Source organism: Streptomyces thermovulgaris, assembly GCF_002155915.1.
GTDB classification, from domain to species: Bacteria; Actinomycetota; Actinomycetes; order Streptomycetales; family Streptomycetaceae; genus Streptomyces; species Streptomyces thermovulgaris.
The window spans coordinates 42,301-66,530 of the sequence record NZ_MUME01000020.1; the positions used below are offsets into that span (position 1 = coordinate 42,301).

Sequence of the window (24,230 nt, forward strand, 5' to 3'; positions counted from 1 at the left end):
GCATGGAGCGGGAACTGTTCGAACGGCTGCTGGCCGGTGACGACGAGGCGTCCGTGGCCGCTCTGGCTGCGCTCCGCCGCGGCGGTTCCCACGTGGTCTGGGACGGGACTGCGCCTGCCGAGCAGCTCGCCCTGATCTACGGACGCCGACTGCGGCACACGCGCCTTCGGGGCATCGAGACCACGAACCTGGTACACGCCGTGGAGCTGCTCGGCCGGTACCGGCGGCCGGTCCGCCTGGGGCGGATCAGAGCTGCCGACGGCTCCCGGACGTTCATGCTGTTTCTCACCGAGGACGGCAGCAGGCTGATCGCACGCACCGGCGTTCGCCGGGCTCGCACATGAACCCGGCGAACGGCGGCCGAAGAGTGAGGGGCCAGGGCTCTGGCCTGCGGTCGTGTCATCGACGGCGTCGGGCGGCTGATTGCTGTGCGCGCGGCACAGGCGCCGGCCGGGCTGGAGCGGGGCGCGGACAGGGCGCGGACAGGGCGCAGGCCGGGCCGAGGGCCGGGCCGCACTTGAAGCCGTCGCCGTCGTGCCGTCCTGTTGACCGTGCTCTGCATCGTGCTCCTGCTCCGACGCGGGAAGTCCGGCTCCTCAGTCGCAGGGCGACCCGGTTCGTGCCCACCGGGTGGTCCGCGGTTCGGTTCCGGTTGCCGGGATCCGCGGTCGTTCGATGGCGTTGTTGTCGGCTGGTGATGTCAGACCGTGGGATGCCCGTCCGGCAGGGGAGCGCGTACGAACGGGATGCATCGCTCGTCGCAAGCTCCCGGAGCATGGAAGTTCCTTTCGTGCTTCCGCAAGGCTCAGCCGGCCGTTGGGGCCGCCTCGCACTGGGTCGGCATCATGGTCGTCCTGCCCGTCGTCCTCCCGGAAGCCACGGGACGGATCTCGAAGGTGCCGCGCTCACTGAGCGTCAGGAAACTGCAGCAAGGTCAAGGGTGTGGACCACCCTCGGCCTTGCCCTGAACGGTGACGCACGGAGTGGCCGTCCGGGCATGTTGCCCGGCATTGCCGCCCCTCGTGAGCCGATGGGTACGAGCTGCCGCAGTCAGTGGAGGCCTTGGCTCAGGAAGCTGAGGCGATCTGCCAGCGATGGCCGGGATGTCCCACACGGAAGCGATGCCGAGGGCTGGTCGCCAGCCGAGCTGTTACGCGGTGTTCCCTCTGGTTCTGAATGACCGGAAGTCGCGAGTTCCTGCCGAGAGGTTGGTGCGACGGCGTTCGCGATGATGGACGACCGCGCGAAGGCCGGCTGTTCCCGGCTGTGTACGCCTCGCATGACCACCGCGTCGGGGCGCCCGCCTCTCGTCGTTTTCACCGTGGTCGTTCTCCTGGTCGTCGTGCTGTTTCTGTACACGGTGGCTCCGGAGGCTCCTCGCGGAGACAGACGCAGCGACGTGAGGAACCGAGCAAGCCGCGCTTGGCGCGAAGCAGCGGTGAGGTATCGGTGGGGCAGCGCGAGCGCCACCCCGCCGGAGGTTCAGACGCGTGAGCTGGCGGCCAGTGCTGTGAACGCCGTCCAGGCGTCGGGGGAGACGGTCAGGGGCTGCTTTCGGGTGTCCTTAGAGTCCCGGACGAGAACGATGCCGGGGCGCAGGGCGACCTCGATGCAGTTGTCGCCACTGCCGCCGCTGTAGCTGCTTTTGAACCAGGCCGGCTCGCTGGTGCTCATAGCGCTCCTCGCATCTGTTCCAGCAGGCTCACGGTGGCCCTGCAATCATGGGCCTGCGAGCGCAGCTTTCCATAGCGCTGGAGCAGGACACTTACATCCTTGGGCGTGCTGATCAGGTTGCTCGACCGCTGGCCTTCGGTGTAGCCGAGCCAGCGATGATCAGGCGCCTCGGCACCGAGCGGCATGAGCTGGATCTCGACTGACGCGAAGCAGTCGTGGGGTGTCGGTGGGGCAGCGTGGGCACCGCCCCGCCGGAGGTTCAGACGCGTGAGCTGGCGGCCAGTGCTGTGAACGCCGTCCAGGCGTCGGGGGAGACGGTCAGGGGCTGCTTTCGGGTGTCCTTAGAGTCCCGGACGAGAACGATGCCGGGGCGCAGGGCGACCTCGATGCAGTTGTCGCCTTCACTGCCGCTGTAACTGCTCTTGAACCAGCCCTGTTGAGTGGTGCTCATAGCGCTCCTCGCATCTGTTCCAGCAGGCTCACGGTGGCCCTGCAATCATGGGCCTGCGAGCGCAGCTTTCCATAGCGCTGGAGCAGGACACTTACATCCTTGGGCGTGCTGATCAGGTTGCTCGACCGCTGGCCTTCGGTGTAGCCGAGCCAGCGATGATCAGGCGTCTCGGCCAAGTACATGTGGCCGTCGACTCCGCAGTGATCCTCCTGCCTGAGCGGCATGACCTGGATCTCGACGTTGCGCAGGCGGCTCACGGCAAGCAGGTGATCGACGACGGCCTTTGTCACCTGGCTTCCCCCGAGATGCCGTTCCAGGACGGCTTGTTCGATGATGAAGCTGAACGCGGTGTTGGGCCGCTGAACGATGATCTGCTGGCGATCGAGACGGGCGGCGACGGCACGGTCGAGCTGTTCCTCCGTGACAGGGGGAAGCCTTCGGTCGAAGACAGCCCTGATGTACGGCTCGGGCTGCAACAGTCCCGGAATGGCACGGCACTCGTACGCGTACAGCGAGATCGCTTCTTCCTCGATGCCCGCCCACTGCCGGAACCAGGAGGCCAGGCCGGCCTTCCGTGTCAGGCTCTTCGCCGCGGCCTCCAGCACCCGTGCCGCGACCGCGCCCAGGACCTCGTCCGACCGCTTCAGCAGCTCCCGCGGCGGGAAACGCTTCCCCTGCTCGATCTTGGCGATGTACGCGGGGGAGTAGCGCACCAGTGGCGCGAACTGCTCCTGGGTCAGGCCGGCTTCCTCCCGCAGGGCCTTGAGGACCGCGCCGAAGGTCCTCAGACTCTCGGAGAGCTCCGGCTCGCAGCCCCCGCCCACTGCGCCACCGTTGTCCGACACCATCGCAGCCGCCTTCCCCGTACCACTGGGCCGTACCCGTGCCGTGCCCGGCCTTGTGCCGTACTGTTCGCCGTCCGCGCTGCGCCCCGCCAGACCGGTCCATGCTCACGTACGGCGACCGTCCCGGTCCACTGCGTGAACCGGTACAACGCGATCTGTATCGGTGCCGGACCTGCCGACGGGGCGTCAGCTCCCGGCAGGGTGGCCCGCATGTCAGCACCACGCACACAACGTCCCGCCCACGCCCGTTCGTTCACCCAGCGTTTCTCCGCCACCCGGCGCGGTGCCCGCCTCGCCCGGCTGCTCGCGGCGCATCAGCTCACCGAGTGGGGTCACCCTCGCGGGACCGAGGTGCATGACACCGTCGTCCTCGTCGTCGCCGAACTCGCCGCGAACGCCGTCCTTCACGGCCGTGTCCCGGGTAGGGGCTTCGCCTTGTTCCTCTGCTGCGACGACGATCGGCGCGTCGTCCGGATCGAGGTGGCCGACACCCACCCCGCCCTGCCTGCGCGCACGTCCCCCGGTCCCGACGAGGGCGGGGGCCGTGGCCTGCTCCTCGTCGACGCGCTCGCCGTCGACTGGGGCGTATGCGACCGCCTCGGTCCCGGCAAGACGGTGTGGGCCGAGTGCACGACGGTTCCGGCCAGGCACGCGGGACGAGCTGCGGCAGCGTCCGGGACGGCGACATGAGCACTTTCCGGCCGTCGTCCGGCACCACCGGCTCCGTATCGTCATCGATCAACTGAAGAAGATCACCTTCGGGATCACCGGGTCGATCGGCATCCCGAAGGCCGCCGAGTACGAGACCTGCGCCGGTCGGCCGCATGGCCGCGCGATCCCGCCCGTCCGGGGCGGATCCTCCGGACCGCGCCGGGCGAGGCACCCCGGGAAGAAGGGCGCCCGGCACCCTTTCGGGTCTTCTTCCTCGGGCACATGGCCGATCGCCGTCGCCATGTCGCTGTGCTGCGCACCTTTGTGCATGCCCGTGAATGTCTGGGCCGGACCAGTACGCGGTACCCGGGCCCCGGAGCGGACGACTGCGAGGAGAGGGCCCCATGCGCCGTATCCGGATCGTGGCAACCGGCGGCACCATCGCGAGCCGGTCCGAGGCGGAGGGCCGCCGGCCGGCCGTGCAGGCGAAGGAACTGGTCGCGTCGGTCGGCCCACTGCCCGACGGCATGGAGGTGGACGTCCGGGACGTGAGCACCCGGGGCAGCTACGCCTTCGACACCGGCGATCTGCTCGCGCCGGCCCGCGAGGTGGGTGACGCACTGCGCGACGGCGCCGACGGAGTGGTCATGACCCACGGCACCGACACGATGGAGGAGACCGCCTTCCTGCTCGACCTCGCCTTCGACGATCCGCGGCCGATCGTGCTGACCGGCGCCCAGCGTCCGTTCGACGACCGTGCCGCCGACGGCCCGGCCGACCTCGGCGACGCCCTGGCCGTGGCCGCCGACGACACGGCCCGGGGGGCACGGCCCGCTGCTGGTCTTCGACGGCTTCGCCTTCCCCGCCCGCGGGGTGCGCAAGAGCGACACCCTGTCGGCGCACGCCTTCACCGCGCCGGGGCGCGGACCGGCGCTCCGCGTGGTGGACGGGCGCGTGGTGCCGCTGTGGCGGCCGAGCCCCAGCCCGCGGCTCCCCCTCGACCTCGGCCTTTCCCGGCTGCCCCGGGTGGACGTGGTGCCGGTCTACCCCGGCGCGGACGGACTGTTCGTCCGGGCCAGCCTGGACGCGGGCGCCACGGGAGTCGTGGTGGCCGCGGCCGGTGCGGGCAACGCCGGCCCCGAGCTGGTGGCAGCGGTCGGCGACGCGGTCGCGGCGGGCCACCCGGTGCTCGTCTGCTCACGGGTGCACTCCGGCCCGGTCGTGCCCCTCTACGCCAGCGCAGGCGCCGAGCTGCGGCGGGCCGGTGCCCTCTTCGCCGGCGACCTCAGTCCCTGGCAGGCCCGGCTGCTCCTGGCCGCCGCGAGTGCCGTACCCGGCCGGTCGCCGCAGGAGCTCGTCCGTGCCTGGCTCGCCGGACAGGACCCGCTGTCCGGGGACGGTTCCTGAGCCGTCGCCCCGCGGCCCGCCCCCACTGCCAGGTCCGCTCTTCGCAAAAAGGAATAGATGGTTGCAGAACCAGGCGGATATGTGCAGAGCGGTACATGTCGCTCGGATCCGTACTCCCTGTGCCCCCAGTGCCCCCAGTGCCCCCAGTGCCCTCAGGCAAGGAGAGCTGCGATGCCCAAGGAAATCCTCGTCGGTTTCGGAGTGGACGTGGACGCCGTCGGCGGCTGGCTCGGCTCCTACGGCGGCGAGAACTCGCCCGACGACATCTCCCGCGGCCTGTTCGCGGGCGAGGTCGGCGTGCCGCGCCTGCTGGAACTGTTCCGGCGCCGTGGTCTGACCCGGACCTTCTTCTGGCCCGGCCACTCCATCGAGACCTTCCCGGAGGAGTTCGACGCCTGCGTCGCCGCCGGCCACGAGATCGGGCTCCACGGCTACAGCCACGAGAACCCGATCGCCATGAGCCGCGAGCAGGAGGCCGCGGTCCTGGACCGCTGCGTCGAGCTGATCGAGACCCGGTCCGGCCGCCGTCCCACCGGATACGTGGCTCCCTGGTGGGAGTTCAGCCCGGTCACCGACGAACTGCTGCTGGAGCGGGGGATCAAGTACGACCACTCGCTGATGCACCGGGACTTCGAGCCGCACTGCGTCCGGGTCGGCGACTCCTGGACCAGGATCGACTACGGCAGGCCGGCGAGCTGGATGAAGCCGCTGACGCGGGGGCACGAGACGGACCTCGTCGAGATCCCGGCCAACTGGTACCTCGACGACCTGCCTCCGATGATGTTCGTCAAGGCCAGCCCGAACAGCCACGGCTTCGTCAACCCCCGTGACATCGAGGAGATGTGGCGCGACCAGTTCGACTGGGTGCACCGGGAGATGGACTACGCCGTCTTCACCATGACCATCCATCCCGACGTGTCCGGCCGCCCCCAGGTCCTGCTGATGCTGGAGCGGCTCATCGACCGCATCAACGCCCACGAAGGCGTCCGCTGGGCGACTTTCGACCACATCGCGGACGACTTCGCCGCCCGCAACCCGCGTCGGAAGGACGGCAAGGACAGCAGCGCGTGACTTTCTGCGCCAGGAGGTGCGCAGGGAGACCCGCGGGGCCGCAGGGGGACACAGCCGCGGGGGGACACAAAGGGACGGGCAGGGAGAGGGACGCAGCGGGGGACGGTCGCCGACGGGGCCGCCGCAGGGCCGTGCACCCTGCCGGGGAGCAGCGCACGCGGCTGGGTGAACGGCGCGCACGGCTCCGTACAGGCGGCGGCCCCGGGCGGCGTGCCGCCCGGGGCCGTCGTTCTGCGCGGCGGTACCGGAGCTGCTGCGGCCCCCGCCGCCGGACCCGGTAAGGAGCGGGATCCGTGCCCGGACGGGCGGGCGCTTTCGGTCGTCACCGGCCGGCCGGGGCCTGGTCGTCCGCCGCCGTGTCCGAGGCCGACGCCGTGGCGGCCGTCGAGTCCTGGGACGCGGTCGCGGACACGGGGACGGCCTCCCGGCGGCTGGTGAAGCGCCGGGCGATCGGCTCGGTGTAGCGGGCGGTGAGCGGCCCGAGGACGACCAGGATCAGCACGTACGCGGTGGCCAGGGGGCCGAGGGCGGGATTGACCCCCGCGGTGACGGCGAGACCGGCGATGACGATGGAGAACTCGCCGCGGGCGACGAGGGTGCCGCCGGCCCGCCAGCTGCCCTTGGGCGAGACCCCGGCGCGCCGCGCCGCCCAGTAGCCGGTGGCGATCTTCGTCAGGGCGGTGACGACCGCCAGGGCGAGGGCGGGCAGCAGCACGGGCGGGATGTCCGCGGCGTTGGTGTGCAGGCCGAAGAAGACGAAGAACATCGCGGCGAACAGGTCCCGCAGGGGGGTGAGCAGGTGGTGCGTGCTCTCGGCGACCTCGCCGGACAGGGCGATGCCGACCAGGAAGGCGCCGACCGCGGCGGAGACCTGGAGCTGCTGCGCGACACCGGCGACCAGCAGGGTCAGGCCCAGCACCACCAGCAGCAGCTTCTCGGGGTCGTCGCTGGAGACGAACCGGGAGATGTGGCGGCCGAAGCGCACGGCGAGCAGCAGGACCAGCCCGGCGACACTGAGGGCGATGGCCAGGGTGATGCTGCCCGCCGCGAGACCGGCCCCGGCGAGCAGGGCGGTGATGATCGGCAGGTAGACCGCCATCGACAGGTCCTCGAGCACCAGGATGCTGAGGATGACCGGCGTCTCGCGGTTGCCCACCCGGCCCAGGTCGTTGAGCACCTTGGCGATCACACCGGAGGACGAGACCCAGGTCACACCGGCGAGCACCACGGCAGCGACCGGCCCCCAGCCCATGAGCAGCGCCAGCACGGCTCCGGGTGTCGCGTTGAGCACCGCGTCCACGAGGCCGGCCGGGTACTGGGTCTTGAGGTTGGAGACCAGATCACTGGCCGTGTACTCCAGACCGAGCATGAGCAGCAGCAGGATGACGCCTATCTCGGCGCCGATCGCCACGAACTCCTCGCTGGCCCCGAGCGGCAGCAGGCCTCCCTTGCCGAAGGCCAGACCGGCCAGCAGATACAGCGGGATCGGCGAGAACCGGAGCCGTCCGGCGACCCGGCCCAGCAGTCCCAGCGCAAGGATGATCGCACCGAACTCGATCAGGAAGATCGCGGAAGAGTGCATCGACTCACTCCCGCCCAAGGATCGTGGCGGCGGCGTCGACGCCCTCGCGCGTGCCGATGACGATCAGGATGTCACCACCCGCCAGGCGGAAGTCCGGACCGGGGGAGGGGATGGCCTCGGCCCGGCGGAGCACGGCCACGATCGACACACCGGTCTCCGTGCGCATCCGGGTCTCGCCCAGCAGCCGTCCGTTCCAGTGGGACGTCGCAGCCAGCTCGATCCGCTCCGCCACCAGGCCCAGCTCGGTGGTCGACAGCAGGTTGGGGCTGTGGTGCGCCGGTGCCAGCGCGTCGATGAGGCTCTCCGCCTCTCCCGAGGTCAGCCGCACCGACAGGGCGCAGGCGTCCGGGTCGTCCTCCCGGTACGTGTTGAGGGTCCGCGAGCCGTCCAGGTGCGCCACGACCGACAGACGGCGCCGCTCCCGCGTGGTCAGGTCATAGCGTGTTCCTATTCCGGGTAGCGGTGTTCTGCTCATGCGGGCGGCCCCCATGACGGTCTCCCTGTCTGACATGTCTGACATCGATCGGGTTTCAGAGTGAACCCGGAAGACTTTAACCGCTCGGCCCTGGCCGCCTTGTCTTCGAAACTTTCGAAATTGCCGGGCTGATTTTTGATCTTGCGCTCCATGCCCGTGGTGCGTGACTGGTGTTCGCCGAGGCTTGGTGCACTCTGAACTGGGGATTCGTCCCACTCAAGAATCTTCGGGTAAGGCGAATGTTTCGAAACTTCTACCGAAACCATTGACAGTTGACGTGGGCAAATCAAAATTGCCAGCGATGCGCGGCGTCGAGCCCGCGGGGTTCCGTCGTGCTGTCCGCACCCCATCACCCCCCACGAGGAGGACGTACGAACATGAATGCGCTCGTCCAGGCGAGGGGCCGTGGAAGCGGCCGCCTCGCGTTCCTCATCAGGAGTGTCTGCGTCATCGCACTGGCCGCCCTCGCGGCGGCGATGCTGCCCGGCACGGCCAGGGCCGACACCTACGTCGACACGAACCAGACCGGCACCCACAACGGCTACTTCTACTCGTTCTGGACCGACAGCCAGGGCACCGTCTCCATGAACATGGGCTCCGGCGGCAGCTACAGCACCTCCTGGAGAAACACCGGGAACTTCGTCGCCGGCAAGGGATGGAGCACCGGCGGACGCCGCACGGTCACCTACTCGGGCACCTTCAACCCGTCCGGCAACGCCTACCTGGCCCTCTACGGATGGTCGACCAACCCGCTCGTCGAGTACTACATCGTCGACAACTGGGGCACCTACCGGCCCACGGGAACGTACAAGGGCACGGTCACCAGTGACGGCGGCACCTACGACATCTACGAGACGATGCGGTACGACGCCCCCTCCATCGAGGGCATCAGGACCTTCAAGCAGTACTGGAGCGTCCGGCAGTCCAAGCGGACCGGCGGCACCATCACCACCGGCAACCACTTCGACGCCTGGGCCCGCCACGGCATGAACCTCGGCACCTTCAACTACATGATCCTCGCGACCGAGGGCTACCAGAGCAGCGGAAGCTCCAACATCACCGTGGGCAGCTCCGGTTCGGACGGCGGCAACGACGGCGGCGGCTCGCAGGGCTGCACGGCGACGCTGTCGGCCGGTCAGCAGTGGAGCGACCGTTACAACCTCAATGTCTCGGTCAGCGGCTCCAGCAACTGGACGGTGACGATGAACGTGCCGTCCCCGGCGAGGATCATCGCCACCTGGAACGTCAGCGCGAGCTATCCCAGCTCCCAGGTGCTGGTCGCCAGGCCCAACGGCAACGGCAACAACTGGGGCGTGACCATCCAGACCAACGGCAACTGGACCTGGCCCACGGTCTCCTGCAGTACGAGCTGACCGCCCTCCACACCCCTGAGAGGCCAACGAAAGGTCACCTCACGTGAGAAGGAAACCACTTTCGTCCTTGCGGTCCCTGGTCACGACACTGGTCGCCGCCGCGCTGGCCGTCGCCGGCACCCTCATCGTCGACGCGGCCCCCGCGCAGGCGGCCACCTGCAACGGCTACGTCGGACTCACCTTCGACGACGGCCCGTCCAACGACCGCACACCGGCCCTGCTCAACGCCCTCAAACAGCACGGGCTGCGGGCCACGATGTTCAATCAGGGCCAGTACGCCGCCGCCTACCCGGCCCAGGTCAAGGCACAGGTCGACGCGGGCATGTGGGTCGGCAACCACAGCTACACCCACCCCCACCTGACCCAGCAGAGTCCGTCGCAGATCGACTCCGAGATCTCCCGGACCCAGCAGGCCATCGCGAACGCGGGAGGAGGCACACCGAAGCTGTTCCGCCCGCCCTACGGCGAGACCAATGCGACGGTGAAGGCGGCCGCGGCCAAGTACGGTCTGACCGAGGTCCTCTGGGACGTCGACTCGCAGGACTGGAACGGCGCCAGCACCGACGCCATCGTGCAGGCGGTCTCCCGGCTCGGCGACGGCCAGATCATCCTCCTGCACGAGTGGCCCGCCAACACCCTCGCCGCGATCCCGCGCATCGCTCAGACGCTGGCCGCCAAGGGTCTGTGCACCGGCATGATCTCCCCGCAGACCGGTCGCGCGGTCGCCCCTGACGGCGGCGACGACGGTGGCGACGACGGCGGCGGTCCGCAGGGCTGCACGGCGACGCTGTCGGCCGGTCAGCAGTGGAGCGACCGCTACAACCTCAATGTCTCGGTCAGCGGCTCCAACAACTGGACGGTGACGATGAACGTGCCGTACCCGGCGAGGATCATCGCCACCTGGAACGTCAGCGCGAGCTATCCCAGCTCCCAGGTGCTGGTCGCCAGGCCCAACGGCAACGGCAACAACTGGGGCGTGACCATCCAGACCAACGGCAACTGGACCTGGCCCACGGTCTCCTGCAGCACCAGTTAGCAGGGCGGGCCGGCCCCGGAGCAGTCCCCGAGCAGCTCCGGGACCGGCTCAGGGGGCTTCCGGGCGGCTCCGGGCGACTTCGGGGGGCGGAGCCGCCCGGAGCACTCCTGCGATGCGAAGCCCGTCCGTGGCGCGGCTGTCCGTGACGGTCGCGCCACGGCCGTTTCCCCGCACCGGTGCGGGGAAGGAATCCGGGCGGTGCGCCGGGCAGCGCTTCGTGCCGCGTTCCCTGCGGCGCCCCGAACAGTGTCTCCCGCGGCACCGTCCGCGGTGTTCCTGCGGTGTTGCGTGCAGTGTTCCGGTCGGTGCCTCGTGCAGTGTTTCGCGCAGCGTTTCGGACAAGTTCGGCCCCGGTCGTCGCGCACCGTGTCGTTGCTGGGCCGAACGGGTGACGTTGCGTAAGAATTGGCTGATGCAGGCGAGAAGCGCGAGTCAGGACAGGGGGAGCCGGTGAGCAGTCGCGACGTCACCGACGAGCAGTGGGAAGGGCTCGCCCAGGTCGTTCCGTTGCGGGGCCGCGACGCCTGGCCGTCCTCCGCGGACCATCGCGCGCTGCCGGAGGCGGAGACGGAGATGCGCCGCCGCTTCGTCGTCCTCAGGGTGAACGTGTTCGCGGACGCCCGTGAGGTCGCCGAGACCCTGATGGCGGGCGTCCCGGTCCTGCTCGACCTCACCGGTGCGGAGAACGAAGTGGCCAAGCGCGTCCTGGACTTCAGCACCGGAGTCGTCTTCGGCCTGAACAGCGGGATGCACCGCGTCGACCGCAATGTGTTCCTGCTCACCCCGCCCGGCACCGAGGTGAGCGGGCTCGTGGAGAGCGCGGCGGTCGGCGGAGGGTGAACCGCGCACCGGGCACCGGTGATAGACCTGGTGCCGTGACCGAGTCCTCCGAGCAGCCCAAGCGGCCTGAGCAACCCGAGCAGTCCGAGCCGTCCGAGCGCTCCGGGCGTCCCGGCCTGGCCGCGCTGCAGCGGCGTCTGGCCGAGTTCGCCGCGGCCCGCCGCTGGCAGCCGTACCACACCCCGAAGAACCTGGCCGCCGCGCTCAGCGTGGAGGCGTCCGAACTCCTCGAGATCTTCCAGTGGCTGACCCCGGAGGAGTCGGCCCGTGTCATGGCCGATCCCGGGACCGCCCACCGCGTGCGCGACGAGATCGCGGACGTCCTCGCGTATCTGCTGCAACTGTGCGAGGTGCTCGGAGTGGACCCGCTGACGGCACTGGAGGAGAAGATCGACCGGAACGAACAGCGGTTCCCGGCAGGGGAATGACATCCTCCATCGCTACGCTCCGTAGCTGTTTACGGGATGGAAACCGATTTGTTGTCCGCAGATTTCCGTCTTCCTCTAGCTTTTTGTCCCACATGGCTTCACTCTGGGTAGTGAACGAGGGGGTTCGGACGGACGTGCGAGCAAGCGCGTCGAGAGGCGGGGCGGCGCATGGACGCGGTGCGGCTCATCCGGGCGAGCAGACGTGCCCTGGCGGGGAGCGGTGAGATCTCCGTCGCCCTGGCCGAGGTGTGGCAGGCGCAGGCCCTGGCGCAGGCGATCGGCAGCCGGCTGGCGGTCCACGGACCGCCCGAACTGCGCAGCGAGGCAGTGGGGCTGATGGAGCTGGCGGGCCGGGGCTGCGGAGTGCTGAACGTCCTGGATCTCGACCCCGGGGAGCTGAGGGCGGCCCGGCTCACCCGACTGGACGACGCCCGTCAGACGCTGCGGTGCCTGGACGTGCTGCTCGGCGAGGCCGGCATCGCCCTCGTCGCCGTCGCGAGCGCGGCTCCCGACGAGACGACGTACTGGCAGTGCATGGAGGCGATCGACGCCGCCGACGAGTCGAGGGACCGGGTCCGCGAGATGCTGCGGAAGCTGGCGGCGCGGGAGGCGGCACTGCCGGAGCGGGAGGCGGGCTGACCACATGTCACCCGACCGGTGGCCGGAAGGACGACGGCCACCGGTGGGGCCCGTCCGCCCGTGCGCCGGCCGGCGTGCAGGATGGAGACATGGATCTTCGCATCTTCACCGAGCCCCAGCAGGGGGCGACCTACGACACCCTGCTCACCGTGGCCAAGGCCACCGAGGAGCTGGGCTTCGACGGTTTCTTCCGCTCCGACCACTACCTCCACATGGGCCATGTGGACGGTCTGCCCGGCCCCACCGACGCCTGGATCACCCTCGCCGGGCTGGCCCGTGAGACCAAGCGCATCCGCCTCGGCACGCTGATGACGGCCGCCACCTTCCGGCTGCCCGGTGTGCTCGCCATCCAGGTCGCCCAGGTCGACCAGATGTCCGGCGGACGGATCGAACTCGGCCTGGGAGCAGGCTGGTTCGAGGAGGAGCACAAGGCGTACGGCATCCCCTTCCCCAAGGAGAAGTTCGCCCGCCTGGAGGAGCAGCTGGCCATCATCACGGGCCTGTGGGCGACGGAGGTCGGCAAGACCTTCGACTTCCGCGGCACGTACTACGAGCTCACCGGCTCGCCCGCGCTGCCCAAGCCGGCGCAGGCGAAGATCCCGGTGCTCATCGGCGGCCACGGCACGACCCGCACACCGCGTCTGGCCGCCCAGTACGCCGACGAGTTCAACATCCCCTTCGCCTCGGTCGAGGACAGCGAGCGGCAGTTCGGCCGGGTGCGGGCCGCCGCGGAGGCGATCGGCCGCAACCCCGACGACCTGATCTACTCCAACGCCCTCGTCGTCTGCGTGGGCCGGGACGACCAGGAGGTCGCCCGCCGTGCCGCGGCGATCGGCCGCGAGGTCGACGAGTTGAAGACCAACGGTCTGGCGGGCTCCCCGGCCGAGGTCGTCGACAAGATCGGCCGCTACGCCGAGATCGGCTCACGCCGGATCTACCTCCAGGTCCTCGACCTGTCCGACCTGGACCACCTGGAGCTGATCGCCTCCCAGGTCCAGTCGCAGCTGTCCTAGTCACGGCCGCCCCGGCCGCGGTCGGCTTCGCCGCAGCCGCCCCGGCCGCAGCCGACTCGTCCGCGGTCGATCCGTTCGCGGCCGCCCCGGCCGCAGAGGCGGACGGCCGGCCGCGGCTCCCTCCGGGTCACGTCCACGGCGTGCCCTCCCGGAGACACACCGGCGTGGTGCGCAGCGCCGCCTCGTGCAGAGCGGTGAGGGTCCGCACAGGGGCGGCCAGCGGCAGATCGAGCAGATCGGCCGGGGCGAACCAGCCGTACCGGTCGTGCTCGGAACTGAGCCGGACGGTCGTTCGCGCAGCGTCGGCGAGCGTGCCGCCGTGGAAGAAGCAGTCGAGGACGGGACCCGTGCCCAGCACGTCCGCGCGGTGGTCCACACCGATCAGCACGGGCACGGGCCCGAGCTCGATGCCCGTCTCCTCGCGCATCTCCCGCCGGGCCGCCGTCCAGGGGTCCTCACCGTGGTCGAGCATCCCCCCGGGCAGCCACCACTGGCCGGCGCCCGGCTGGCCGGGGCCGTACCGCAGCAGCAGCAGGCGGCCCTCGCCGTCCAGCATCACCACGCACGCGGCGAGGAGCGCCTGCGGCTGCGTCCTCACCCACTCCTCGCGTGGCATCCACTCCACCACTCATCGCCTCCCCGACGTCCGGCTGTTGCTCCTTCTCCCTGACAACGACGCCGCCGCCCGGGGGAAGTGGCCGCACATATGGGCCGCAAATATTGGCAGGCGCCGGTCCGCTCTCCTGTGTCAAGGTGAGGGCGGCGTCCTGCCGAGCCCCGGGACCGCGTTCCCAGGGCCTTCGCCGTGTACGGCATCCCGGACATTCCTCGGCCGTCTTCATGCACGGCATCCCAGTCATCCCTCAGCCGGAGAGGTTCTCCGCATGTTCCTGACCATCACCACCACCGGCACCGCCGAACGCCCGGCCACCGATCTCGGCTTCCTGCTGCACAAGCACCCGGACAAGGCCCAGGCGTTCTCCACCTCCTGCGGCACCGCGCACGTCCTCTATCCCGAGGCGGACGACCAGCGATGCACGGCGGCGCTGCTGCTGGAGGTCGACCCGGTGGCCCTGGTCAGGCGGGGCAAGGGCAAGGGGCGCGGCGGCGCACCCGACGCGGCGCTCGCGCAGTACGTCAACGACCGGCCGTACGCCGCCTCCTCGCTGCTCGCCGTGGCGCTGAGCAGCGTGTTCTCCAGCGCCCTGCGCGGGGTGTGCCACGCCCGGCCCGAACTCCCGGGCCAGGCAAGCCCGTTGCGCATCGCGGTACCGGCCCTCCCCGCCCGCGGCGGACCCGGCCTCGTACGGCGTCTGTTCGAGCCGCTCGGCTGGACGGTCACCGCCGAACCGGTGCCGCTGGACGAGGAGTTCCCCGAGTGGGGCGACTCACGGTACGTGCGACTCGAACTGGAGTCCGATTCGTTGACCCTCGCCGAGGCCCTGCGCCACCTCTACGTCCTGCTTCCCGTCCTCGACGACGCCAAGCACTACTGGGTCACCTCCGAGGAGGTCGACAAGCTGCTGCGGGCCGGCGAGGGCTGGCTGTCCGGGCACCCCGAGCAGAACCTGATCACCAGCCGATATCTCGCACGCCGCTGGTCGCTGACCCGGCAGGCGAAGGAGCGCCTGGAGCTGGTGCGGCTGGCCGAGGCCGACGACAGCGAGGTCGACGAGCTGGACAACGCCGTGGCGCCCGAGGCCGAGACCGAGGCCGGCGCCGAGGCCGGCGCCGAGGCCGGAGCCGCCGGGACCGGGGACGGGGCCGAGGGGAAGCCGGTGTCGCTCGCCGCGCAGCGCCGGGACGCGATCGTCACGGCCCTGCGGGAGTCCGGCGCCGCCCGGGTGCTCGACCTCGGGTGCGGCGAGGGCCAGTTGGTGCAGGAGCTGCTGAAGGACACGCGCTTCACCGAGATCGTCGGCGTCGACGTGTCCGTGCGGGCTCTCACCATCGCCGCCCGGCGGCTGAAGCTGGACCGGATGGGGGAGCGGCAGGCCGCCCGCGTCACGCTCCGGCAGGGCTCGCTCGTCTACACCGACAAGCAGCTCAAGGGCTACGACGCCGCCGTGCTCAGCGAGGTGATCGAACACCTGGACCTGCCCCGGCTGCCCGCCCTGGAGTACGCGGTGTTCGGCACGGCCCGCCCCCGCACGGTGCTCGTGACCACCCCGAACGCCGAGTACAACGTCCGCTGGGAGACCCTCCCCGCGGGACACGTCCGGCACCGCGACCACCGCTTCGAGTGGACCCGCGCCCAGTTCGGGCAGTGGGCGCACTCCGTGGCCGAACGCCACGGCTACGACGTCGGGTTCCGTCCCGTGGGTCCCGACGACCCCGAGGTCGGACCGCCCACCCAGATGGCCGTGTTCACGCTCAGGGCCACCCGGGGCGAGGGCGCGAGCGGGCACGAGAGCAGGAACACCAGGAACGACAAGCGCAGGGACGAGTGCGGGGACGAGGACGAGAAGGAGGCGACAGCGGCATGACCGAGACTTCGACCCCCATGCGGCAGGGCCGTGTCCTGCCCGTCACCGACCTCTCCCTCGTCGTCCTCATCGGTGCCTCCGGCTCGGGCAAGTCCACCTTCGCCCGCCGCCACTTCAAGCCCACCGAGGTGCTCTCCTCCGACTTCTGCCGGGGTCTGGTCTCCGACGACGAGAACGACCAGAGCGCCACCCGTGACGCCTTCGACGTGCTGCACTACATCGCCGGCAAGCGCCTGGCGGCCGGCCGCCGCACCGTCGTCGACGCCACCAGCGTGCAGCAGGACGCCCGCCGCCCGCTGATCGAGCTGGCGAAGCAGCACGACGTGCTGCCCATCGCCATCGTGCTGGACGTGCCGGAGGAGGTGTGCGCCGAGCGCAACGCGGCCCGCACCGACCGGGCCGGCGCGCCGCGCCGGGTGATCCGCCGGCACACCCGCGAACTGCGCCGCTCCCTGCGGCACCTGGAGCGCGAGGGCTTCCGCAAGGTGCACGTCCTGCGCGGCGCGGAGGAGATCGAGAACGCCTCGGTCGTCACCGAGAAGCGCCTCAACGACCTCACCCACCTCACCGGCCCGTTCGACATCATCGGCGACGTCCACGGCTGCTCCGCGGAACTGGAGACCCTGCTCGGCAAGCTGGGCTACGTCGACGGCGTCCACCCCGAGGGCCGTAAGGCGGTCTTCGTCGGCGACCTGGTCGACCGCGGCCCCGACACCCCGGGCGTGCTGCGCCGGGTGATGTCCATGGTGAAGTCCGGGAACGCGCTGTGCGTACCGGGCAACCACGAGAACAAGTACGGGCGCCACCTCAGGGGCCGCAAGGTCCGGCACACGCACGGCCTGGCCGAGACCATCGCGCAGATGGAGAAGGAGAGCGAGGAGTTCCGGCAGGAGGTACGGGAGTTCATCGACGGGCTCGTCAGCCACTACGTGCTCGACGGCGGCCGGCTGGTCGTCAGCCACGCCGGTCTGCCGGAGAAGTACCACGGCCGCACCTCGGGCCGGGTCCGCGCGCACGCGCTCTACGGCGACACCACCGGGGAGACGGACGAGTTCGGCCTGCCGGTGCGCCACCCGTGGGCGGAGGAGTACCGAGGCCGGGCGGCCGTGGTCTACGGCCACACCCCCGTCCCGCGGGCCACCTGGCTGAACAACACCATCTGCCTGGACACCGGCGTCGTCTTCGGCGGCAGGCTGACCGCGCTGCGCTGGCCGGAGCGGGAACTGGTCGACGTCCCCGCCGAGCGGGTCTGGTACGAGCCGGTGAAACCGCTGCGCACCGAGGCGCCCGGCGGGCACGACGGACGCCCGCTGGACCTCGGCGACGTGCACGGCCGCCGGGGCGTCGAGACCCGGGAGGCGGGCCGGATCTCCATCCGCGAGGAGAACGCGGCGGCGGCCCTGGAGGTCATGAGCCGCTTCGCCGTCGACCCGCGGCTGCTGCCGTACCTGCCGCCCACCATGGCGCCGACGGCGACCGCCAGGGCCGACGGCTACCTGGAGCACCCCGAGGAGGCGTTCGCCCAGTACCGGGAGGACGGGGTCGCACGGGTCGTGTGCGAGGAGAAGCACATGGGCTCGCGGGCGGTGGCCCTGGTCTGCCGGGACGCGAAGACGGCACGCGAGCGGTTCGGAGTGGACGGTCCCACGGGCTCCCTCTACACCCGCACCGGCCGCCCCTTCTTCGACGACCCGGCCGTCACGGAGGAGATCCTGGACCGTCTGCGCACGGCGATCACCGCGGCCGGCCTGTGGACGGAGCTGGACACGGACTGGCTGCTGCTCGACGCCGAGCTGATGCCCTGGTCGCTGAAGGCCTCCGGGCTGCTGCGCACCCAGTACGCGGCGGTCGGCGCGGCCTCCGGCGCGGTGTTCCCGGACGTGCTGGCCGCACTGGAGGGCGCCGCGGCCCGGGGCGTCGACGTCACCGGACTGCTCGACCGCCAGCGCGGACGGGCCGCCGACGCCGCCGCGTTCACGGCCGCCTACCGCCGCTACTGCTGGACCACCGAGGGCCTGGACGGCGTCCGCCTGGCACCGTTCCAGCTCCTGGCGGTCCGGGGCCGCAGCCTCGCCGGGCTGCCGCACGACGAGCAGCTGGCCCTGATCGACCGCCTCGTCGAGCACGACGGCACCGGGCTGCTGCAGACCACCCGCCGTCTGTACGTCGACACCACCGACCCGGAGTCGGTGCGGGCCGGTGTCGACTGGTGGCTGGAGCTGACCGGGCGCGGCGGCGAGGGCATGGTCGTCAAGCCGCTGGAGGCGCTGGTGCGCACCGAGCGGGGCCGTCTGGTGCAGCCCGGCATCAAGTGCCGCGGCCGCGAGTACCTGCGGATCATCTACGGTCCCGAGTACACCCGCCCGGACAACCTCGCCCGCCTGCGGCAGCGCTTCCTCCAGCACAAGCGCTCCCTCGCGATCCGCGAGTACGCCCTCGGCCTGGAGGCCCTGGCCCGGCTGGCCGACGGCGAACCGCTGTGGCGGGTGCACGAGGCGGTGTTCGGCGTCCTCGCCCTGGAGTCGGAGCCGGTGGACCCCCGGCTGTGAGACTCCGGCTGCGAGATCCGGCCGTGGGATCCGGTTGCGGGATCCGGCTGTGACGAGAAGGGGACCGGTCCGTTTCCAGGGACGGTCCCCTTCGGGGCCCCTTTCGGGGTTCCCTTCGGAGGCCCTTTTCGGGGGTGCCCTTCGAGGAACGGCTCGGGGTCCTCTCCGAGGGGGCGGCCGGCTCCCCGCCGACAGGAGGCACCCCATCGGGGGCATCCACCCCCGGAAGCAACTCGTGGGGGACGGATCCCCTTGAGGGATCAAGGGGACGAATCTCGCCGGGGTGACGAAAAAGGAGGCGTGGAATCCGGAGACCGGAGGGTGAAGGGGGCCGCCGGTGGCCAGGATGGAGACATGGGATTCCATGTCGACTCCGAGGCCGGGCGGCTCCGCCGTGTCATCCTGCACCGGCCCGATCTCGAGCTCAAAAGGCTCACCCCCAGCAACAAGGACGAGCTGCTCTTCGACGACGTGCTGTGGGTGCGCCGGGCACGTGCCGAGCACGACGGGTTCGCCGATGTGCTGCGCGATCGCGGGGTCGTCGTGCACCTCTTCGGCGACCTGCTGGCCGAGACGCTGGAGAACCCCTCGGCCCGGTCGCTCGTCCTGGACCGCGTCTTCGACGAGAAGGAGTACGGGCCGCTCGCCACCGACCACCTCCGGGCCACGTTCGAACCCCTGCCCTCCCGCGAGCTGGTCGAGGTCCTGGTCGGCGGCATGACCAAGCGGGAGTTCCTCGAGGCCCACTCCGAGCCGACGTCCGTGCGGTTCCACGTCATGGACCTGGACGACTTCCTGATCCCCCCGCTGCCCAACCACCTCTTCACCCGCGACACCTCCGCCTGGATCTACGACGGCGTGTCCATCAACGCGATGCGCTGGCCCGCCCGGCAGCGGGAGACCGTGCACTTCGAGGCGATCTACCGCTACCACCCCCTCTTCCGGAATGAGAAGTTCCACATCTGGTCCGAGGGGCAGTCCGACTACCCGTCGACCATCGAGGGCGGCGACGTCCTGGTGATCGGCAACGGCGCCGTGCTCATCGGCATGAGCGAGCGGACCACCCCGCAGGCCGTGGAGATGCTCGCGTACAAGCTGTTCGCCGCCGGATCGGCCCGCACGATCGTCGCGCTCGACATGCCCAAGCGGCGCGCCGTCATGCACCTCGACACCGTGATGACCATGATCGACGGCGACACCTTCACCCAGTACGCCGGGCTCGGCATGCTCCGCTCCTACACCATCGAACCGGGCGTCGGCGACAAGGACCTGAAGGTCACCGACCACCCGCCGGAGCACATGCACCGCGCGATCGCCGCCGCCCTCGGACTGAGCGAGATCCGGGTCCTCACCGCCACCCAGGACGTGCACTCGGCCGAGCGCGAGCAGTGGGACGACGGCTGCAACGTCCTCGCCGTCGAGCCCGGCGTCGTCATCGCCTACGAACGCAACGCCACCACCAACACCCACCTGCGCAAACAGGGCATCGAGGTCATCGAGATCCCCGGCAGCGAGCTGGGCCGCGGCCGAGGCGGCCCCCGCTGCATGAGCTGCCCGGTCGAACGGGACGCGGTGGGGGGTTACTGACCCGGCCTGGGGCGGGGGTTCGCCGGCGCCGGTGACTCCGCCGTTGTGGGTGACGGGGCGGCGAGGTGCCCGGAGGGGCGATATGTCCCACCTGCCGGATTCGGCGAAACTAGCGAAAACCAAGGCCCCTGCACGATAAAATCGCAGGTCACATAGCCTGCTCCCCGCACACGCGGGGATGGCCCCTTTCATCAAGGCGGCCCGCACGCGGGCCGCGCCTGCTCCCCGCACACGCGGGGATGGCCCCACGGCACTTACTCCGCCAAGGAGTACCAGCACCTGCTCCCCGCACACGCGGGGATGGCCCCCCAGGCGCAGTACCCGGGCGCAGCCAGGCGCACTGCTCCCCGCACACGCGGGGATGGCCCCGGCCCCGGCCGGGGACGGCCGGGGCCGCTCAGCTGCTCCCCGCACACGCGGGGATGGCTCGGCGCGGGCGATCCTCGCGGAGGGCTCGGAGAGCTGCTCCCCGCACACGCGGGGATGGCCCCACGCCGTAGCTGATCCGCAACCAGGACTGCGGGCTGCTCCCCGCACACGCGGGGATGGCCCTCAGGCGGGAACATTTTCGCGCACAACGCCAACCTGCTCCCCGCACACGCGGGGATGGCCCCTGCTCCTTGAGCCACACGGTCTCGTCGCGGATCTGCTCCCCGCACACGCGGGGATGGCCCCTACGGTTCCCGTCTTGGGATCGGACAGGGTGACTGCTCCCCGCACACGCGGGGATGGCCCCTCCCAGCTGAGGGTGATCGCCTCAGGCGAGTCCTGCTCCCCGCACACGCGGGGATGGCCCCTCACCTCCGGCAACGGACAGGCCACGGGGCAACTGCTCCCCGCACACGCGGGGATGGCCCCGCTTCCTCAGTGTGATGGAGTGTTAGGAGGCTCTGCTCCCCGCACACGCGGGGATGGCCCCCACCACGAGGGGCCCACACCGACCGGTGTGGGCTGCTCCCCGCACACGCGGGGATGGCCCCCGTCCGGCAGGCTGATGTCCGCGTACCAGAGCCTGCTCCCCGCACACGTGGGGATGGCCCCCCTTCTTCGTCCTGCGGCGTCCAGCGCAGCAGCTGCTCCCCGCACACGCGGGGATGGCCCCACGATCGGCGGCGTGTGGTTTGTGGCGGTTTCCTGCTCCCCGCACATGCGGGGATGACCTGGAGCCAAAGACCGGGCAGCGTCCTCAGTGGCCGGTGCTCGCTCGACTGCTCACGTCACTGCGGTCAATGCCGCGTAGACCACGATGTTGCCCAGGTAGCCGGTGCCCTTGACGTAGTCGCCGCCGCAGGTGATCAACCGCAGTTCGGGCCGGCCGGTGCTGCCGTAGACCTTCTTGCTGGGGAACTTCTCCCTCTCGTAGAGCTCGACGGCGCGGACGGTGAACACCGCTGTCTTCCGGTCCACCCGGCTGATCTCGATGGTGGCGCCCTTGGTCAGGGCGCCGAGGTTGTAGAAGACGCCGGGGGCGCCGGTGGGGGTGTCCACGTGTCCGGCGACGATGGCGGTGCCTGCCGAGCCGGGAGTCGTGCCGTCGCCGTACCAGCCGGCGACGTCGGCCTTGTCGCGGGGCGGAGTCTGGAGCGTTCCCGCCGCATCCAGACCCAGGGGTGTCATCGGGGCGTCCACGCCGATGGCGGCGATCCGGATCCGGACCGGATCCGCTGGAGGCAGTCCACGGGTGGTGGGATGGACGGAGGGGAGGAGGGCCTGGGCCGCCGAGGGGCGCGGTGGCTTCTCGTTCTGTTCTCCGCCGAGCAGCAGCACTGCACCTGCCGCTACCGCGCAGATCAGCAGCAGCACAGCCGGGAAGGACGGACGCCGAAAAGCGCTGGTGAAGTCTCTGAGAGCCATCGCGGGGGCCTTTGCTCCACGGCGGGTGCGTTGCAACGGGCGGTGTGCGGTCCTCGGGACGGGCAGGCTCCGTGGCCGCCGGATGCCTTTTCGTTTTCGAGGTCGGTTGCATGCCCGGCCGGGCCGGGGCGGTCAGGGGGAGTCCGGGCGGTCAGGCGCGGTTGCCGTGCGGGCGACGGCGCATCCAGACCATGCTCCCGGCGGCGGCCGTGGCGAGCAGTCCACCGCTCAGGGCGAGCTTCGTGCTCATGTCCGTGTCGTCGGCCGGTCCGAAGCCGGCCCTGACCGAGCCGTACGGGGGGCGACCGACGACTCGATACGTTTCCGTGACCTTGGTGCGCGGCGGACACTTCAAAGTGATGGTGTCATTGCCCGGCTTGGTCCCTTCCGGAATCTTGAACCGGCCGGTGAGCAGCCCTTTCCGGTCGCCGAAGAGGTGGAATTCTCCGCCCACCTCCGACCAGCCCTTGCCGTAATCCGCGTCAGGGTCACAGGCTCCGGTGACGACCGTCACCGTGGAACCCGGGGAGGCATTTCCCGGGTCGATCCAGATGTCCGGGCCGTCCGCCGCGGCAGCGACCGGAGTGTGCAGTCCGAGGGCGCCGAGAGCCAGGACGATGCCCGCGCCCATGTGTGTACAACGCATGTGATTCCTCCAGCGGAACAATGTCCGGCCCCTTTGCGCGGCGCCTCTGCTGTGTTCCGCTTATGAGGCAACCGACAGTCCGTCAGTCCCGCAACCTGAGACATCGCCACATGTGTCGTCCAGTCAGGCGCCATGGGTGTTCTCTTTTGATCGCTTGTGCAGGTCATCGACGCGAAGATCGTTGACATGCATCACCCGGAGTCTCATCCCCACAACGGTGGCAGCCGGCCGGGCGACCTTGTGCGGTGCGGTCCGCCCTCAGGCAGCCGCGCCCGACGAAGGGCAGGACTGTGACAAGCCGTCGTATGGCCGACCCGTCCGGCGCTCATGCGCAGGGGAACAGGACGGAGCCGCTTGTCGAGCGGTGGAGGGGCAAAGGGCCGCTTTCCTGGAATTCACGCCTGCAGGGCATGAATGTCCGACCCCTGCTGTCCGAGCGCTCGCCTGGATCGCCTGTTCCGTCGGGGTTCGCGTCCGCAGAGCGTGAAAGGCTTCTCCGGTGCACTGCGCGGAGTCCCGTGCAGTGCACCATCGCGAGGGGAGCCGCAGGAAACTCAATGCCCGGAGGATTTCCGGAACCGGCACCGGAATCGGGCGCCCCGCGCCTTCGGGAATGTCCCGTCACTCCGCCAGTTCGGTTTCCACCGTGCCGAGGCCGTGGGTGGTCTGGGCGCCCACTCCCGCGAGGTCCGCGTAGACGGTGAGGGCCGTGAACAGCGGGGCCGCTTCGGTGCGGTGCGTGCCGGTGAGCGTGTATTCGACGTGGCCGGTGAAGGTGATGCGTGGGCTTCTGTCGGGGGCGAGCCGGTGGGTGCCCGACTGGATGTCGATCGAGGCGATGGACACGGTGTCCAGGAGGAGTTTCTGCTCGGACTCGGTGAAGTGCGTGGGAGCCGGGGCGTAGGTGTTCCAACGGCGGATCAGGCCGTTGTAGAGCAGCGTCGGGTCGGGCAGGGGGTACCAGCGGCCGGTGCGGGCGAAGTAGGTGGGGGAGCGGAAGGCGATCAGGGCGCGGCGGGCCGGTGGCAGATGACGCAGGGCGGGGTAGGGGACGAGGTCTTCGCGGGCGTCGACGAGGTGGAAGAACTGGGAGCCGAAGCGGAGACGGTCGCCGATGCGCCGGTCGAGCCGGGGGCGGTCGGTGTCGGTGAGCCAGCCGATGCGGAGCAGGGCCCGGCCGTGGCCCAGGTCCATCAGGGGGGTGACGCTGTAGGGCTTGGTCTGGGCGTGGTGGTCGCCGTCGGCCGGTTCGACGAGGGCGGCGGTGGCCGCGTGCAGATGGGCGGGGGAGACGGGACCTGCGGTCTCGGGGCGTTCCGCGGCGAGGGTGAGGGTCCAGCGTGAGGGCATCAGGCTTCCGGGGCGGGTCCGGGAGGGGCGGAGAGGCCGCGGGCCAGGGCGCGGCATCCGGTGGGGTTTCCGTGCGCGTCGCGGACGACGAGGGCCGGTACCAGAAGGTCGTCGCGGTCGGGGCAGGCGTTGGCGACGAGGCGGGAGACAGTGTGCCGGGTGCCGGCCGTGGAGGAGGGCGGGTTCCCGGCCCGGCCGTGGTCGAGGCGCAGGAGCGGGAGGCGTGTGCCGGGGACGACGCCTGCGGGACGGTGCTCCTCGGCGGGGCGGGCC

Annotated in this window: 23 protein-coding genes, 3 pseudogenes and 1 CRISPR repeat array; of the genes and pseudogenes, 14 read left to right on the forward strand and 12 right to left on the reverse strand. The window is 70.6% G+C overall.

The window, feature by feature from the left end; all coding sequences use genetic code 11:
- The first annotated feature begins 2 nt into the window (after positions 1-2).
- Entirely contained in the window at positions 3-344 is a 342-nt protein-coding gene (locus CCN35_RS02660; protein ID WP_086791377.1) for a hypothetical protein, read from the forward strand.
- Positions 345-1,482: 1,138 nt separating this feature from the next.
- Here CCN35_RS02660 and CCN35_RS02670 read toward each other — a convergent pair.
- The 4 genes and pseudogenes from CCN35_RS02670 to CCN35_RS02685 form a co-directional block, all read right to left on the reverse strand.
- Entirely contained in the window at positions 1,483-1,674 is a 192-nt protein-coding gene (locus CCN35_RS02670; protein ID WP_086791379.1) for a DUF397 domain-containing protein, read from the reverse strand.
- A pseudogene (locus CCN35_RS29130) lies at positions 1,671-1,877 on the reverse strand (hypothetical protein); the annotation flags it as partial. The pseudogene CCN35_RS29130 and the gene CCN35_RS02670, both read right to left, overlap by 4 nt.
- Before the next feature lie 56 nt (positions 1,878-1,933).
- The gene (locus tag CCN35_RS02680) at positions 1,934-2,125 is read right to left on the reverse strand and encodes a DUF397 domain-containing protein (RefSeq protein WP_067393130.1); all 192 of its coding nucleotides are present in this window, start codon (positions 2,123-2,125) and stop codon (positions 1,934-1,936) included.
- A complete protein-coding gene (locus CCN35_RS02685; protein ID WP_086791381.1) occupies positions 2,122-2,973 on the reverse strand; it encodes a helix-turn-helix domain-containing protein in 852 nt (283 codons plus the stop codon). The genes CCN35_RS02680 and CCN35_RS02685 overlap by 4 nt, the downstream gene beginning before the upstream one ends.
- Positions 2,974-3,180: 207 nt before the next feature.
- Between CCN35_RS02685 and CCN35_RS02690 the strand changes: the two genes are divergently transcribed.
- Entirely contained in the window at positions 3,181-3,660 is a 480-nt protein-coding gene (locus tag CCN35_RS02690) for an ATP-binding protein (protein WP_067393120.1), read from the forward strand.
- A 48-nt stretch (positions 3,661-3,708) separates the two neighbouring features.
- On the opposite strand, the gene CCN35_RS30155 is transcribed toward CCN35_RS02690, so the two are convergent.
- A complete protein-coding gene (locus CCN35_RS30155) occupies positions 3,709-3,924 on the reverse strand; it encodes a hypothetical protein (protein WP_086791383.1) in 216 nt (71 codons plus the stop codon).
- A 101-nt stretch (positions 3,925-4,025) separates the two neighbouring features.
- On the opposite strand from CCN35_RS30155, the pseudogene CCN35_RS29140 reads away from it, so the two are divergent.
- The 3 genes and pseudogenes from CCN35_RS29140 to CCN35_RS02705 form a co-directional block, all read left to right on the forward strand.
- Positions 4,026-4,385 (forward strand): annotated as a pseudogene (locus tag CCN35_RS29140) (asparaginase domain-containing protein); the annotation flags it as partial.
- 271 nt (positions 4,386-4,656) lie between these two features.
- The gene (locus tag CCN35_RS29145; protein WP_245862982.1) at positions 4,657-5,028 is read left to right on the forward strand and encodes an L-asparaginase family protein; all 372 of its coding nucleotides are present in this window, start codon (positions 4,657-4,659) and stop codon (positions 5,026-5,028) included.
- 171 nt (positions 5,029-5,199) lie between these two features.
- Entirely contained in the window at positions 5,200-6,099 is a 900-nt protein-coding gene (locus CCN35_RS02705) for a polysaccharide deacetylase family protein (RefSeq protein WP_086791385.1), read from the forward strand.
- Positions 6,100-6,421: 322 nt separating this feature from the next.
- Here the strand turns inward: CCN35_RS02705 and CCN35_RS02710 are convergent, their stop codons facing one another.
- Both CCN35_RS02710 and CCN35_RS02715 read right to left on the reverse strand, forming a co-directional pair.
- Positions 6,422-7,681, reverse strand: coding sequence for a cation:proton antiporter (locus CCN35_RS02710; protein ID WP_086791387.1), 1,260 nt, complete (start codon positions 7,679-7,681; stop codon positions 6,422-6,424).
- 4 nt (positions 7,682-7,685) lie between these two features.
- Positions 7,686-8,156: a cation:proton antiporter regulatory subunit gene (locus CCN35_RS02715; RefSeq protein ID WP_483883414.1), complete on the reverse strand. Its 471-nt coding sequence runs from the start codon at positions 8,154-8,156 to the stop codon at positions 7,686-7,688.
- 377 nt (positions 8,157-8,533) lie between these two features.
- Here CCN35_RS02715 and CCN35_RS02720 point away from each other — a divergent pair, with 377 nt between their 5' ends.
- The 6 genes from CCN35_RS02720 to CCN35_RS02745 all read left to right on the forward strand — a co-directional run bounded on the left by CCN35_RS02720 (position 8,534) and on the right by CCN35_RS02745 (position 13,485).
- Positions 8,534-9,529 (forward strand): glycoside hydrolase family 11 protein, encoded by a 996-nt coding sequence (locus CCN35_RS02720; protein ID WP_086791389.1) that lies wholly within the window; start codon positions 8,534-8,536, stop codon positions 9,527-9,529.
- Positions 9,530-9,605: 76 nt separating this feature from the next.
- On the forward strand, positions 9,606-10,565 hold the full coding sequence (locus CCN35_RS02725; RefSeq protein WP_245862984.1) for a polysaccharide deacetylase family protein: 960 nt from the start codon (positions 9,606-9,608) through the stop codon (positions 10,563-10,565).
- 450 nt (positions 10,566-11,015) lie between these two features.
- Positions 11,016-11,405: a cell division protein SepF gene (locus CCN35_RS02730; protein ID WP_067398452.1), complete on the forward strand. Its 390-nt coding sequence runs from the start codon at positions 11,016-11,018 to the stop codon at positions 11,403-11,405.
- Between the two features lie 116 nt (positions 11,406-11,521).
- Positions 11,522-11,833 carry a nucleotide pyrophosphohydrolase gene (locus tag CCN35_RS02735; protein ID WP_067398533.1) on the forward strand — a complete coding sequence of 104 codons (312 nt, stop codon included), beginning with the start codon at positions 11,522-11,524 and terminating at the stop codon, positions 11,831-11,833.
- A 168-nt stretch (positions 11,834-12,001) separates the two neighbouring features.
- Positions 12,002-12,472 carry a DUF6099 family protein gene (locus tag CCN35_RS02740; protein ID WP_067398455.1) on the forward strand — a complete coding sequence of 157 codons (471 nt, stop codon included), beginning with the start codon at positions 12,002-12,004 and terminating at the stop codon, positions 12,470-12,472.
- Between the two features lie 89 nt (positions 12,473-12,561).
- A complete protein-coding gene (locus CCN35_RS02745; RefSeq protein WP_086791393.1) occupies positions 12,562-13,485 on the forward strand; it encodes an LLM class F420-dependent oxidoreductase in 924 nt (307 codons plus the stop codon).
- A gap of 127 nt (positions 13,486-13,612) precedes the next feature.
- Here CCN35_RS02745 and CCN35_RS02750 read toward each other — a convergent pair whose 3' ends face one another.
- Complete coding sequence (locus CCN35_RS02750) at positions 13,613-14,113, reverse strand: NUDIX hydrolase (protein ID WP_245862980.1); 501 nt, start codon at positions 14,111-14,113, stop codon at positions 13,613-13,615.
- A gap of 256 nt (positions 14,114-14,369) precedes the next feature.
- Here CCN35_RS02750 and CCN35_RS02755 point away from each other — a divergent pair, with 256 nt between their 5' ends.
- From CCN35_RS02755 to CCN35_RS02765, 3 genes are all read left to right on the forward strand, one after another.
- Positions 14,370-15,971, forward strand: coding sequence for a 3' terminal RNA ribose 2'-O-methyltransferase Hen1 (locus CCN35_RS02755; protein WP_086791395.1), 1,602 nt, complete (start codon positions 14,370-14,372; stop codon positions 15,969-15,971).
- A complete protein-coding gene (locus tag CCN35_RS02760; protein WP_086791397.1) occupies positions 15,968-18,520 on the forward strand; it encodes a polynucleotide kinase-phosphatase in 2,553 nt (850 codons plus the stop codon). Before CCN35_RS02755 ends, CCN35_RS02760 begins: the two co-directional genes overlap by 4 nt.
- Positions 18,521-18,874: 354 nt before the next feature.
- Positions 18,875-20,107: an arginine deiminase gene (locus CCN35_RS02765; protein ID WP_067398462.1), complete on the forward strand. Its 1,233-nt coding sequence runs from the start codon at positions 18,875-18,877 to the stop codon at positions 20,105-20,107.
- A gap of 157 nt (positions 20,108-20,264) precedes the next feature.
- Positions 20,265-21,270: a CRISPR direct-repeat array (repeat unit 29 nt; unit sequence CTGCTCCCCGCACACGCGGGGATGGCCCC).
- A gap of 49 nt (positions 21,271-21,319) precedes the next feature.
- On the opposite strand, the gene CCN35_RS02770 is transcribed toward CCN35_RS02765, so the two are convergent.
- From CCN35_RS02770 to CCN35_RS28235, 4 genes and pseudogenes are all read right to left on the reverse strand, one after another.
- Positions 21,320-21,961, reverse strand: a complete 642-nt coding sequence (locus tag CCN35_RS02770; protein WP_079129961.1) for a class F sortase — start codon at positions 21,959-21,961, stop codon at positions 21,320-21,322.
- A 151-nt stretch (positions 21,962-22,112) separates the two neighbouring features.
- Complete coding sequence (locus tag CCN35_RS02775) at positions 22,113-22,607, reverse strand: sortase (RefSeq protein ID WP_067398465.1); 495 nt, start codon at positions 22,605-22,607, stop codon at positions 22,113-22,115.
- A 621-nt stretch (positions 22,608-23,228) separates the two neighbouring features.
- Positions 23,229-23,957: a CRISPR system precrRNA processing endoribonuclease RAMP protein Cas6 gene (cas6, locus tag CCN35_RS02780; protein WP_158100369.1), complete on the reverse strand. Its 729-nt coding sequence runs from the start codon at positions 23,955-23,957 to the stop codon at positions 23,229-23,231.
- A pseudogene (locus CCN35_RS28235) lies at positions 23,957-24,230 on the reverse strand (hypothetical protein); the annotation flags it as partial. The gene cas6 and the pseudogene CCN35_RS28235, both read right to left, overlap by 1 nt.

Coding starts and splice junctions, on each gene's coding strand:
- CCN35_RS30155 (WP_086791383.1), bottom strand. CDS start 3,924: ATGGCGACGGCGATCGGCCATGTGCCCGAGGAAGAAGACCCGAAAGGG.
- CCN35_RS02765 (WP_067398462.1), top strand. CDS start 18,875: ATGGGATTCCATGTCGACTCCGAGGCCGGGCGGCTCCGCCGTGTCATC.
- CCN35_RS02670 (WP_086791379.1), bottom strand. CDS start 1,674: ATGAGCACCAGCGAGCCGGCCTGGTTCAAAAGCAGCTACAGCGGCGGC.
- CCN35_RS02705 (WP_086791385.1), top strand. CDS start 5,200: ATGCCCAAGGAAATCCTCGTCGGTTTCGGAGTGGACGTGGACGCCGTC.
- CCN35_RS02745 (WP_086791393.1), top strand. CDS start 12,562: ATGGATCTTCGCATCTTCACCGAGCCCCAGCAGGGGGCGACCTACGAC.
- CCN35_RS02660 (WP_086791377.1), top strand. CDS start 3: ATGGAGCGGGAACTGTTCGAACGGCTGCTGGCCGGTGACGACGAGGCG.
- CCN35_RS02720 (WP_086791389.1), top strand. CDS start 8,534: ATGAATGCGCTCGTCCAGGCGAGGGGCCGTGGAAGCGGCCGCCTCGCG.
- CCN35_RS02710 (WP_086791387.1), bottom strand. CDS start 7,681: ATGCACTCTTCCGCGATCTTCCTGATCGAGTTCGGTGCGATCATCCTT.
- CCN35_RS02690 (WP_067393120.1), top strand. CDS start 3,181: ATGTCAGCACCACGCACACAACGTCCCGCCCACGCCCGTTCGTTCACC.
- CCN35_RS02775 (WP_067398465.1), bottom strand. CDS start 22,607: ATGCGTTGTACACACATGGGCGCGGGCATCGTCCTGGCTCTCGGCGCC.
- CCN35_RS02680 (WP_067393130.1), bottom strand. CDS start 2,125: ATGAGCACCACTCAACAGGGCTGGTTCAAGAGCAGTTACAGCGGCAGT.
- CCN35_RS02715 (WP_483883414.1), bottom strand. CDS start 8,156: ATGAGCAGAACACCGCTACCCGGAATAGGAACACGCTATGACCTGACC.
- cas6 (WP_158100369.1), bottom strand. CDS start 23,957: ATGCCCTCACGCTGGACCCTCACCCTCGCCGCGGAACGCCCCGAGACC.
- CCN35_RS02740 (WP_067398455.1), top strand. CDS start 12,002: ATGGACGCGGTGCGGCTCATCCGGGCGAGCAGACGTGCCCTGGCGGGG.
- CCN35_RS02755 (WP_086791395.1), top strand. CDS start 14,370: ATGTTCCTGACCATCACCACCACCGGCACCGCCGAACGCCCGGCCACC.
- CCN35_RS02770 (WP_079129961.1), bottom strand. CDS start 21,961: ATGGCTCTCAGAGACTTCACCAGCGCTTTTCGGCGTCCGTCCTTCCCG.
- CCN35_RS02685 (WP_086791381.1), bottom strand. CDS start 2,973: ATGGTGTCGGACAACGGTGGCGCAGTGGGCGGGGGCTGCGAGCCGGAG.
- CCN35_RS02760 (WP_086791397.1), top strand. CDS start 15,968: ATGACCGAGACTTCGACCCCCATGCGGCAGGGCCGTGTCCTGCCCGTC.